The 12194-nt window shown below is 65.2% G+C and carries 10 protein-coding genes; 5 read left to right on the forward strand and 5 right to left on the reverse strand.

All coding sequences use genetic code 11. The annotated features are described in order from the left end of the window. Positions 1–20 precede the first annotated feature (20 nt). The 3 genes from PKE75_RS17765 to aptA form a co-directional block, all read right to left on the reverse strand. Positions 21–899 carry an ABC transporter permease gene (locus PKE75_RS17765; protein WP_271170088.1) on the reverse strand — a complete coding sequence of 293 codons (879 nt, stop codon included), beginning with the start codon at positions 897–899 and terminating at the stop codon, positions 21–23. Between the two features lie 30 nt (positions 900–929). Next, the gene (locus PKE75_RS17770; protein ID WP_271170089.1) at positions 930–2099 is read right to left on the reverse strand and encodes an ABC transporter substrate-binding protein; all 1170 of its coding nucleotides are present in this window, start codon (positions 2097–2099) and stop codon (positions 930–932) included. A 290-nt stretch (positions 2100–2389) separates the two neighbouring features. After that, the gene (gene aptA, locus PKE75_RS17775; RefSeq protein ID WP_271170090.1) at positions 2390–3739 is read right to left on the reverse strand and encodes an omega-aminotransferase AptA; all 1350 of its coding nucleotides are present in this window, start codon (positions 3737–3739) and stop codon (positions 2390–2392) included. Between the two features lie 132 nt (positions 3740–3871). On the opposite strand from aptA, the gene PKE75_RS17780 reads away from it, so the two are divergent. Then, positions 3872–4444 carry a cupin domain-containing protein gene (locus tag PKE75_RS17780; protein ID WP_271170102.1) on the forward strand — a complete coding sequence of 191 codons (573 nt, stop codon included), beginning with the start codon at positions 3872–3874 and terminating at the stop codon, positions 4442–4444. A gap of 125 nt (positions 4445–4569) precedes the next feature. Continuing rightward, on the forward strand, positions 4570–5373 hold the full coding sequence (locus PKE75_RS17785; RefSeq protein WP_271170091.1) for an aldolase: 804 nt from the start codon (positions 4570–4572) through the stop codon (positions 5371–5373). A gap of 22 nt (positions 5374–5395) precedes the next feature. Here PKE75_RS17785 and PKE75_RS17790 read toward each other — a convergent pair whose 3' ends face one another. Next, positions 5396–7012, reverse strand: coding sequence for a GMC family oxidoreductase (locus PKE75_RS17790; RefSeq protein ID WP_271170092.1), 1617 nt, complete (start codon positions 7010–7012; stop codon positions 5396–5398). Between the two features lie 224 nt (positions 7013–7236). On the opposite strand from PKE75_RS17790, the gene treS reads away from it, so the two are divergent. The 3 genes from treS (at position 7237) to PKE75_RS17805 (ending at position 11973) form a co-directional block, all read left to right on the forward strand. Further along, complete coding sequence (gene treS / locus PKE75_RS17795) at positions 7237–9309, forward strand: maltose alpha-D-glucosyltransferase (protein WP_271170093.1); 2073 nt, start codon at positions 7237–7239, stop codon at positions 9307–9309. Between the two features lie 558 nt (positions 9310–9867). Then, positions 9868–10611, forward strand: a complete 744-nt coding sequence (locus PKE75_RS17800; protein WP_271170094.1) for a TorF family putative porin — start codon at positions 9868–9870, stop codon at positions 10609–10611. 237 nt (positions 10612–10848) lie between these two features. Continuing rightward, positions 10849–11973, forward strand: coding sequence for an MFS transporter (locus PKE75_RS17805; protein WP_346432722.1), 1125 nt, complete (start codon positions 10849–10851; stop codon positions 11971–11973). Between the two features lie 96 nt (positions 11974–12069). Here the strand turns inward: PKE75_RS17805 and PKE75_RS17810 are convergent. Then, positions 12070–12194: aldehyde dehydrogenase family protein (locus tag PKE75_RS17810; protein WP_271169169.1), on the reverse strand; the 125-nt coding region annotated here is incomplete at its 5' end.

The raw sequence follows: 12194 nt of genomic DNA on the forward strand, positions 1-12194 counted from the left end.
CCGCCCGCGGACGCGCCGCCTCAGTCATGGAACCTGCGTCCCGGCGCGAGCTTGAGGAGGTTCAGCAACTGAACGAACAGGAAGTAGACGACGAGAAAAGTCGCCAGAAGAAGAAACGCCATCGCCGCGCCGAACGGCCAGTTTCCGGAACTGCGGAATTGATTGGAGATCATGATCCCGGTGGTCATGCCGTCGCGCCCGCCCAGGAACTGCGGAGTCACATAGTCGCCCGCAGCGAGCACGAAGGTGAACATGAATGCGCCGACCAGCCCCTTGTACGACATCGGCAGAATCACCTTCCGGAAGACCTCGAACTGCGATGCGCCGAGGTCCTTCGCGGCTTCGATGTACTCCGCCTTCACGTCGCGGAGCGACGACACCAGCAGAAGCAGCGTGAAGGGCAGCATGATGTGGACGAGCGTCAGGATCGTCGCGAACGGGCTGAACAGCAGGATCTCGAGCGGCTGCGAGATCAGGCCGAGCTGGATCAGCGTGGTGTTGATCAGTCCGTTCGAGCCGAGGATTACGCGCCACGCATAGATGCGCACGAGGTAGCTCGAGAACCACGACACCAGGATGATGTAGAACAGCAGGTTCCCGCGCGTCCGATAGACGATGTAGTAGGCCGCAGGAAAGCTGAGGACGACGGAGAACGCCGCCGTCCAGAAGCCGTTTTTCAGCCCGCTCAAGGTGAGCGCGTAGAACCCCCAGGACGAGAGCGCGCGCGTGTAGTTGTCCAGGCTTAACGCCGGGATGAGGGCGAAGGATTTCGCCAGCCAAAAGCTGTAGACGAAAAGCAAGCCGGTCGGGATCAGGAAAAAAACGAGCAGGAAGAGGAAGGTCGGCGCCGCGAGCGCCGCGCCGACGATCTTCTTTCGATCGACTGCATCTGCCGCCATGAGATCTGTCCGTCCTGCTTCGGATCGTCCTTAGAACGACGACTTGAAGTCGGCCCAGGCCTGCGTCCACTCGTCGTAGGTGGCGTATTTGTCGGAGGTGCGGGGCGGCTGGCCCTGAAGCGGAGATTTCCTGAAGACCTCGGGAAGGTCGGCGTAGTTGAAGAGCGCCTTGGTGTCGGCGTCCATCAGAGCGGGCGCGTGCTTGTTGACGGAGCCGCCCGTGACGGCCTTGCACACGGCGGCCTGAACCTCGGGCGAGATCGCCTGGTTCATGAAGGCATGCGCCGTGTCGGTGTTGACCGAGGTCTTCGGCATGAACCATGCGTCGCACCACATCACCGCGCCTTCCTCAGGCACGGCGTACACCGTCTCGACGCCGCGCTTGGCCGTCTCGACCGGCGTTCCGCTCCAGACCGAGAAGCAGGCGGCGATTTCGCCCGACGCGAACAGGGAAATCGTGTCGCCGTTGGACGAGGCGAAGACGCGGCACTGGTCTCGATACGGGCCGAGCCCCTCGAACGCCGTCTTCATCTCGTCCTTGGTCAGATTGGGGAATTTCGGTCCGAACCCGGCGAGGCGCGCGATCATCGGCCAGGTCGCGATGGTGTCGTCGCAGAAGGTGAGCTTGCCCTTCATCTCCGGCGCCAGCAGGTCCTTGTAGGACTTGATCGGCTTGGTCATCTTCGGGTTGTAGACGAGCGCGTTCAGCCCCCAGACCCACGGGATCGCGTGATACTCGCCTTCGAAATACCAGGTCGGCGCCTGATAGAACTGCGGCTGGATGTTCTCGGGCGTGAAGTTGGGGACCTTGGCGATGTCGATCGGCTTAACGATCTTGAGCTCGTCGACGTAGAAGCGCTCGAACCCTTGAGAGTATTCGGCGAGGTCGAGCCGCACCGCGCCGCCGCCGATGAACTTCGAATGCACGTCGTCCTGGGTGCTGATGATCGCGGCGTCGACCTGGACGCCGTTCTTCTCGCGCCAGGCCTTGAGCTCGTTCTCGAGCGTGAAGCCTTCCCAGGCCATGATCTTGAGGTCGCCGCCGACCGCCGCTTTCGCGGGGCTGAAGCCGGTGAACGAGCCGAGGGCCGCGCCGGCGCCGAGGGCGAGCGCGGAGCCCATGAAACTGCGCCGGCTCAGGACGTCGTTGTTGAGAATATTGGCGGTCCCGAACGGGAGCAGGTCCTTCACATCGGTCATGCTATTTCCCCTGAGCTCGAACGATCGACCTGCCAGGCCGCCGCGTTGCAGCAGGGGTGGCAAGAGGTGTGCCACCAGCGTAATTTCCCTCATTCCAGAGGGAATTCGACCCAGCGAACGCGGGCGAGCCAGGAGATATTTGAGACCCCGTCGCAGTGAGTCTCAGTGCGGCGCGTCATCGGAGCGCGGCGCGGTCGCGACGGGTGGGAGCGCATAGAACAGCGCCCCGCGGCGAACAGCTCGCCGCGGGGCGCGAAGACTGCGGAACAAGGTTTCCGCCGTTCGGGATTTTACGCGAGGTCGTCGATCACGCTGGAGAAGATTCGAGCCATCTCCTCGATCTGGCCCGTCTCGACGATCAGCGGCGGCGAGAGCGCGAGGATATCGCCGCTGGCGCGGATCAGCAGACCACGCTTCAGGCATTCGACGAACGCCTCGTAGCCGCGAGCGCCCGGAGCGTCCGGACGCGATGCGAGCTCGACGCCGACGACCAGTCCGATCGTCCTGATGTCCGCGACATGCCGCGAGCCCTTCAGCGCGAGCCAGACGTTCCGCCAGCCCTCGGCGAGCTCCGCCCCACGGGTGAGCAGGCCTTCCTTTTCATAGATGTCGAGCGTCGCGATGCCTGCGGCGCACGCCAGAGGATGGCCCGAATAGGTGTAGCCGTGGAACAGTTCGATGACGTTCTCAGGCCCCGTCATCATCGCGTCGTGGATGGCGCGGCTTGCGAACACGGCGCCCATCGGCACGACGCCGTTGGTGACGCCCTTGGCCGTGGTGACGATATCCGGAACGACCCCGAAATAATCGGTGGCGAACGGCGCCCCGAGCCGGCCGAAGCCCGAGATGACCTCGTCGAAGATCAGCACGATGCCGTGCTTGGATGCGATGGCGCGAAGCCGCTCGAGATAGCCCTTGGGCGGCAGCAGGACGCCGGTCGACCCTGCGACCGGCTCCACGATCACGGCGGCGATCGTCTCGGCGCCATGAAGCTGGACCAGCCGCTCGAGATCGTCGGCGAGCTCCGCGCCGTGCTCGGGCTGCCCCTCGCAGAAGCTGTTCCTGGCCGGATCATGCGTATGGCGCAGGTGGTCCGTCCCGTTCAGCGTCGGGAACACGCGGCGGTTGTTGACCATGCCGCCGACCGAAAGGCCGCCGAAGCCTACGCCGTGATAGCCGCGTTCGCGGCCGATGAGACGGGTGCGCGAGCCCTGACCGATAGCCCGCTGGTAGGCGAGCGCGATCTTGAGCGCGGTGTCGACCGCCTCCGACCCGGAATTGGTGAAGAAGATCCGGTCGAGTTTGGCCTCAGGCCCGCCGGGGGAGATCGCCGCGAGCCTTTCCGCGAACTCGAAGGCGAGCGGATGGCCCATCTGGAACGTGGGCGCGAAGTCGAGCGTCGAGACCTGACGCCCGACCGCTTCGGCGATCTCGGCCCTGCCGTGGCCGGCGTTCACGCACCACAGGCCGGCCGTGCCGTCGAGCACCCGGTCGCCGTCCACGGTCGTGTAGTACATCCCCTTCGCCGACCCCAGAAGGCGCGGCGCCGCCTTGAACTGACGGTTCGCCGTAAACGGCATCCAAAAGGCTTCGAGGTCTGGCGCATTGCGAAGTGCGGGAGGCGAAACGGCGATGGTCATGACTAGGTCTCCGTGAATGGCCGTCAGCGTCCACGTTTCGCGGTTGCGAGCCAGCCTGTTTCTTTCAGGCCGTAAGTTGTTGTAATCGAACGATCGTCCCGCAGAAATTATGGAATCGGAAACATGACGAACATGCGCGGCTCCGGAGCGGGCGATGCGGAAGTCGATCTGGGGGCCAGGCTTCGCTATGTGCGGCGGCTTCGCGGACTCTCGCAGCGCGCATTGGCGAAGAAGGCCGGCGTCGCCAATTCCGCGATCTCCCTGATTGAATCGAACGGCGTCAATCCGTCGGTCGGAGCGCTGAAGAGAATTCTCGACGGCGTTCCCATCGGCCTGTCCGAGTTCTTCGCCCTCACGCCCGCAGCCCCCCCGAAGGCCTTCTACCAGGCCGAAGAACTGAGCGAGATCGGCCGGGGCAAGGTGTCCTACCGTCAGGTCGGCGGTTCGCTTAGCGGGCGATCGCTTCAGATCCTCAAGGAGCGCTATGAGCCGGGAGCGAGTTCGGGCCGCGTTCCGCTGACGCATGAGGGCGAGGAAGGCGGCATCATCCTATCGGGCCGCCTTGAGGTGTCGGTCGACGACGAGCGCCGCATTCTGGGGCCGGGAGACGCCTATTACTTCGAGAGCCGGCGCCCGCATCGCTTCCGCTGCGTCGGCCCCGCCCCTTGCGAGGTTGTAAGCGCCTGCACCCCGCCGAGCTTTTGAAGCGGGCACATCTTTTGCTCATCGAGACGAAGATATTGCTTCCGTGAGACTCCGCCGGATATCCGGCGGAAGACGACGCACCATTAAGGCCGGCCTCTTCGGCCGCCTGATTGAGGAACATCCGCTTGGCTCATTCGATCTCCGAAGCAACGTCATCGGAGCATGCGGCGTCCGCAGGCTCGAATTACGCGGTTCTGGACTCCCAGGCGTTCTGGGACGCGAAGGTCGACCTCGCCGCATGCTTCAGAATGGCGGCGCGCTATGGCTTCGAGGAAGGCATCTGCAACCATTTCTCGGCGCTCGTGCCCGGGTCCGACGATCTGTTCATCGTCAATCCCTATGGCTACGCCTTCCGTGAACTGACCGCGTCGAAGCTGCTGGTCTGCGATTTCGCCGGTAAGGTCGTGTCGGGCGAAGGTCAGCCGGAGGCGACCGCCTTCTACATTCACGCGCGGATCCACAAGAAGGCGCCCCGGGCGCGGGTCGCGCTTCACACGCATATGCCTTACGCCACCGCGCTTTCGATGACGGAAGGCGATCCCTTGATCTTCGCGGGGCAGACTGCGCTCAAGTTCTACGGCCGGACCGCCGTCGACGAGGACTATAACGGACTGGCGCTGGACGAGCGGGAGGGAGACCGGATCGCCGATGCGATCGGCGACGCCGACATCGTCTTCATGAAGCATCACGGCGTGATGGTTCTCGGCCCGACGATCGCCGAGGCGTGGGACGACCTGTATTATCTCGAGCGGGCCTGCGAGGTGCAGACGCTCGCGCTCTCGACCGGCCGGAAGGTCGTTCCGGTGTCGGCCGCCATCGCCGAAGCGTCCTATCGCCAGATGCGGGCCGGCGACGCAGAGTCCGGCCGCCTGCACCTTGAAAGCATCAAGCGGACGCTCGATGCGGAGGAGCCGGCCTATCGCAGCTGAAGGCGGCGGATCCGGCGGCGTTCTAGACCCGGCCTTCACCCGGCCTGTCGTTGCGGCCGACCCGGATGAAGTCGGCCGCGCGCTCGCCCACCATGATCGACGCCGCATTGGTGTTTCCGGAGGGGACCGAAGGCATCACCGAGGCGTCGGCGATCCGAAGGCCCGCCAGCCCGCGCATGCGGAGCCTGCCGTCGACGACCGCCATGTCGTCGGCCCCGATGCGGCAGGTTCCCGTCGGATGCAGGGCGCCCTGGGCGCGCCGCTTCACATAGGCGCGCCGGTCGTCGATCGTCCTGAGCGGGCGGCCGGGAAGCTGCTCGCGCTGGAGAAGCCCCGCCAGCGCCGGCTGCGCCATGATTTCCTGACCGACGCGCACGCCTTCCGCCATGCAGTCGAGATCATAGGACTCCGCGAGATAGTTCGGCGCGACGCGCGGGGCCTCGAACGGGTCGGCCGAGCGCAGCTCCACGAAGCCGCGGGAGCGCGGCCTCGTCTGACAGATGTTCAGAGTGCAGCCATAGCCGCTCGCGACGGGTTCGACGCCCTCCTCGACGCCGGTGCCCGGCAGGAAGTGATACTGGATGTCGGGATGGGGATCCGAGCGCTGGCCCCACCAGAACGCGCCGCCCTCGATCAGGTTCGAGCAGAGCGGCCCGCGGCCGAACAACGCCCACTGCAGGCCCGCCAGCGCCTTCCACCCGGCCTTCTTGTAGCGGTCGTAGCTGTGGGGGCCGTTCAGCTCATAGACGAGATACACGTCCATATGGTCCTGGAGCCCGCGTCCGACCCCCGGCAGGTCGTGGATGACGGGAACGCCGACCTTGCGCAGATGATCAGCCGGGCCGATTCCGGACGTCAGCAACAGGCGCGGCGAATTGATCGCGCCGGCCGAAAGCACCACCTCGCGCTCCGCCCGCGCAATGACAGCGCGCCCGCCTTCGATATATTCCACGCCGACCGCCCGTCCGTTCTCGACCACGATGCGCGTCACGCGACGGCCCGTGAGAATTGTGAGATTCCGCCGCCTCCGCGCGGGTTTGAGATAAGTGGCGGCGGTGCTCGCGCGACGGCCGCCACGCGCGGTGATCTGGTAGAGCCCGCATCCCGTCTGGTCTCCGGCGTTGAAGTCGGCGGTGTAGGGGATGCCCGCCTCCTGACAGGCCCGCAGCCACGCCTTCGTCAGCGGATGAGGCGCCTGGGGAGCGGAGACCCAAAGCGGTCCGTCGACGCCGTGCGCCGCGTCCGAGAACGTGTCGTTGCTCTCCGCGCGCCTGAAATACGGCAGCACGTCGGCATAGGACCATCCTTCCGCGCCGCCGGCGCGCCACCCATCGTAGTCGGAAGGAATGCCCCGGACGTAGACCATGCCGTTGACGGAGCTGCCCCCGCCGAGCACCCGGGCCTGCACCATGGTCGGCGCCTCCGCTCCGCCGCCGGCGCCGTTCTCCGGCTCCCATGCGATGCGCTGCAGCATCGGGCCCGTCGCGGCCTTGTAGACCATGCCCGGGATACGAAGGACAGGCGATGCGTCCCTCGGCCCTTCTTCGAGGAGGAGGACGGATATGTCGGCGTCCTCCGACAGGCGGGCGGCCACGACGCAGCCGGCGGAGCCTCCGCCGATGACGATGTAATCGAACACGCGCGCTCCTTTGGAAGCTTCGCCGTGACGAACGGAACCCACGGTCCGCCTGCGAAGGGTCGGCGCGCCGGAAGCAAAATCCGGTCCCTCTCAAATCCCCATGGGCGATGGCGACGGTCGGGGAGCGCGCAGTTGGCCGCATGGGCCGCCGACAGCGCGACGCTAGGTGACCGGGATGAAGCGGGCGTCGCAGGTTTCAGAAGAGCAACAGGAGAACGCGAGAGTTGAGCGACAAGGACCAGGATTACGTCGGCTGGCTCGTCGAACAGTCCATGCTTTACAACGCCAAGATGGCGGCGCGGCGCTATTCCGGCCACGGCCGGATGTGGCAGCGACCTTACGCCGAAGCCCGCCCCCGAGCGGCGATCGCGCGCGCATCGGTGTGGTTCACGGCGTATCCTGCGGCCGTCATCACGGCGCCCGGCCAGTCGGTGCTCCAGGCCCTGGGCGACGAACGCCTCTGGAGCGTGCTCTCGGCGATCGGGGTTCAGGGAATTCACACTGGACCGATGAAGCAGGCCGGCGGTCTGCAGGGCCGCGACCGAACGCCTTCGATCGACGGTAATTTCGACCGGTCGAGCTTCGAGATAGACGACAAGTTCGGCACGCAGGCGGATTTCGTCGCGATGAGCCGGATGGCGGCGGCGCACAACTGCGTGGTGATCGACGACGTAGTGCCCGCCCATACCGGAAAGGGCGCCGACTTCCGGCTCGCCGAGATGGGTCATCAGGACTACCCCGGCCTTTACCACATGGTGGAGATCCGGGAGGAGGACTGGGGCGTGCTGCCCGACCTTCTGGAAGGGCGCGACGCGGCGAACCTTCCCGCAGCGACCGTCGATCTGTTGAAGGAGAAGGGCTACCTGATCGGCCAGCTCCAGCGCGTGATCTTCTTCGAGCCGGGCGTGAAGGAGACCGACTGGAGCGCGACCGGAATCGTGGAGGGCGTCGACGGCGTTCGCCGCCGCTGGGTCTATCTTCACTACTTCAAGGGGGGACAGCCCAGCCTGAACTGGCTGGACCCGAGCTTCGCGGCCCAGATCATGGTGGTGGGCGACGCGCTCCATTCGATCGACACGCTCGGCGCGGGGGGCCTGAGGCTCGACGCGAACGGGTTTCTCGGAGCGGAGCGCAGGGCGGGCCACGAGCCCGCATGGTCGGAGAGCCATCCGCTCTCTGTGGTCGGCAATCAGCTCGTCGCCGGAGCGGTGCGCAAGGCTGGGGCCTTCAGCTTTCAGGAGCTGAACCTCACCGTCGACGACATCGCGGCGATGTCCAAGGGCGGGGCGGACCTCTCCTACGATTTCATCACCCGGCCCGCCTATCACCATGCGCTGGCGACGGGAGACACCGAGTTTCTGCGGATGATGCTGCGGATGGTCCACGAGTTCGGGATCGATCCCGCCTCTCTGATCCATGCCCTGCAGAACCACGACGAGTTGACGCTCGAACTCGTCCACTTCTGGACCCTGCACGCCAATGACGTCTACCTCTTCAAGGGGCAGAGCTGGCCGGGATCGATCCTGCGCGAGCATATCCGCGCGGAGATGTACGAGCGCCTTTCCGGAGAACATGCGCCCTACAATCTGCGCTTCGTCACCAACGGCGTGGCCTGCACCACCGTCTCGATGATCGCAGCCGCTCTCGGCCTGCGCGATCTGCAGGCGCTCACGGACGACGACAAGGCGCTGATCCAGCGCATTCACCTGCTGCTCGTCATGTACAACGCGTTTCAGCCGGGAGTGTTCGCTCTGTCGGGCTGGGACATGGTTGGGGCTCTCACGCTTCCGCCGTCTGCGGTGGAGCACTTGATGGGCGAAGGCGACACGCGCTGGATCGAGCGCGGATCCTACGATCTGATCGGCTGCGACCCGGAGGCGGAGGCGTCCGGCGAGGGATTGCCGCGGGCGTCGACGCTTTACGGCCCGCTGCCCGAGCAGCTCGAAAACCCGAACTCGTTCGCAAGCCAGCTCAAGCGCCTGCTCGCCGTCCGTCAGGCTTACGGGGTCGCGTCGAGCCGCCAGCGCGCGATACCCGACGTTCTGGCCCCGTCTCTTCTGCTGATGGTCCACGATCTGCCGGCGGGCCGTGGCGTCCAGATAACGGCGCTGAATTTCGGACCCGAGCCCGTGGATGAGACTGTCGTTCTCCAGAACGTCGAACCCGGCCCGGTCGTGGACATGATCAACGAGCGGGTCGAAGGCGATCTTTCGTCCGATGGACGCTTCAGCATCCGCCTGGACGCCTATGAAGGATTGTCGCTGCGGGTGGTCGGCGCGCTTCCGACAGTGGAATGACTGCGCCTGCCGCGGCGTCTATCGATTTAAACATCTCAATTCTCCGCCGTTGCAGTCGCAGAACAGAGACAGTCTCTCCGGTCTGAGCCGCGGCGCGAGAGCGTATGTCACTATAAGTCATTGATTTTAATGAAGATACCGATGACGTGCCGTGGTGGCACGGCCGTTGCGGTCCTGTTGGGCACGCAACGGAGAACGCTTCGAGCCCAGCCACGCCCGACGACGACGCAATGCCTCGCAGGCCGCCGCAATTGCCGGTCTGCGAAGTGCTGTCGTATAAAAAGCCATTATATTTTTCAGGTCTGTTGAACAGTTAGATATTTCTAGCTGTAATTATGCATTCAATATTGGTTTCGTGATGTCTTATTGCAACACATGATTGAACTATGAAATAAATGATCTGACAGATCATGGACTTTTGTCTTATTTCTCTGAAAGATCGCCCCATCTTCAAGCGTTCAACTCGGGAACTGAATAATGAAAACGGGGTTTGCATCCATCGGGCTGGCCGCTGCGCTCGCCAGTTTTTCACTGACGGCGCCGGCTTGGGCGGCCGATATGCCTGAAGTCGCCGTGGCGGAGGCGGTGACCATGCCGCTCGACGTCGCCTTCGGCGTGAAGCTCGCGACCGACTACCTGACGCGCAGCGTCACCAACTCGCGGGGCAAGCCTGCGATCCAGGGCTACGTCGAACTGCAGGCGTTCGATTGGGTGTACGCCGGCATCTGGTCGTCGAACGTGTCGTTCCCCGCCCGCCTCGGCCTGAGCGATCCGTCGTCCGAGATCGATCTCTATGGCGGCGTCCGCCACACCTTCGGGGCGTTCACCTTCGACGCCGGCGCATATTGGTACTGGTACCCGGGCGAGCGGAGCTACCAGACCGACTACTACGAGGTCTATACGAAGCCGAGCGTCATGATCGGCGATTGGCTGCAGCTCACCGGCACCGTGCTGGCGACGACGGACTTCGCGAATTCCGGCGCCAAGGCGCTTTACACAACCGCTTCGGCCAAGGTCACGGTGCCGAACTTCACCAACAATCCTGATCTCGGATTTTATACGTCCGGCGAGTTCGGCCGCCAGTACGTCGGCACGACGAATGACGGGTTCAACGTTCCGAGCTACCTGCTCTGGAACGTCGGCGTCGGCATGACCTATAAGGCCGCGACAATCGACTTGCGCTACGGCGGGAGCAACCTGAGCAAGAACGAATGCGTGGGCTACGCCGGCGCGCGCGGCTGGTGCGGCGATCGCTTCGTCGCGAGCATCTCGTTCGACACCTCGCTCAGCAAGTTGAAGTAACGCTCAGCGACACTCGCTCGAGCGGACGGGCGGCTCTGCGCTTCTCCCCGAGGCGCAGGGCCGCCTTTCGATTCTGTCGGGCCAGTCCTCGGGCCCGGCGGAGATGTAGGACGCCATCGCCCGATGCCCCGCAGAGCTGGATCTCCCGACCACAGTGGGCGGACCCGCCGCAGAAGCCGGCGTGAACCCTCCGACGGCGGGGCGCACCGACGGCGACTGCATTTCGCGCGCGTCGCGGTGGCCTCCTCCTTCTTCGTCGGCGGGGCCGGGTTGGGGGTCTGGGCCGCCAACATACCGTTGATAAAGGCGAGCCTGGCGTTGGACGAAGCCGGATTGGGCGTCGTGCTGATGGGCGTCGCAGTCGGATGCATCGCGGGCATGCCGTTGGCGGGGCTTCTCATTCCGAGACTCGGGCCGACGCGCGCGCTCACGACCGCGAGCGTCATGTTCGCCATAGCGCTGTGCGGGCCGCCGCTCGCGCCCTCCTTCGCCTCCTTGACCGGCGCTGCGTTTCTGCTCGGCGCCGCGTTCGGCGTCCTCGACGTCTCGATGAATTCTCACGCCGCGATGGTGGAGAAGGCGCTCGCGCGTCCGATCATGTCCTCGATCCATGCGTTTTTCAGCATCGGCGCGCTCACGGGCTCGGCTTTCGGGGCCGCGCTGATCTGGCTCGGGCTTGGGCCGCTGACGGGACTGATCTTGTCGTCCGGGGCGCTTCTGGCTCTGACAGCCGCAGCCGCGCCGCACATGGCGCTGCCAGGCGTCGCCGGTCAGAAGCCGGGGGACACGCAGATCTTCCGGCTTCCGACCTTGGCCGTGCTCGGCGTCGGAGCGCTGACCATCGCGGCCTTCGTCATCGAACTCGGCGTGATCGACTGGGGCGCGGTCCTCATGATTCAGGCGACCGGCGCATCGCCCGCATTCGCGGCTTTCGGCCTTGCGGCCTTCTCCGCCGCGATGGCGGTCGGCCGTCTGAGCGGCGACTGGATGGTGGCCCGTGTCGGCCCCCTCGGCGCGGTCCGGCTTTCGGGCTTCGGTGGAGCGCTCGGGCTCATGATCGTCGCGGCGTCGTCGGCGTCCTGGATCACGCTGACGGGCTTCGCGATTGCAGGCTTTACGATGGCGAACGTCGTTCCGGTGCTGTTTTCCTCGTCCGCGAGATTGCCGGGCGTCGCGCCGGCGGCAGGCGTCGCGATGGCGGTCACCATGGCCTATGGCGGAGGCCTGTTCGGTCCCCCGCTCATCGGCTTCGCCGCGAATGCGTTTGGAATTCAGTCGGCCTTTACGGTGCTCGCCGTCTGCGCGCTCGGCATCGCCGTCGCGGTGCGCCGCTTCATTCCGCCGGCGGCCTTTCTGCGATAGCGGACGTCGCCATCATGCGGTTCTGGCGATCCGTGAGACCGGCCCCAGCGCTCCGATGAGCGGGGCGCTGGAGCCGAGACCTGGAGCCCCTCGCGTTTAAGCGAGTTTCATGACGACGGCTTTTGTTTCGAGGTATGCGTCGACGTGGTGGAGTCCGGATTCGCGTCCGTATCCGCTGGCCTTGTAGCCTCCGAAGGGGACGGCGGGGTCGAGGCCGCCAT

The sequence above is a fragment of the Hansschlegelia plantiphila genome (assembly GCF_027922265.1).
GTDB lineage: Bacteria > Pseudomonadota > Alphaproteobacteria > Rhizobiales > Methylopilaceae > Methylopila > Methylopila plantiphila.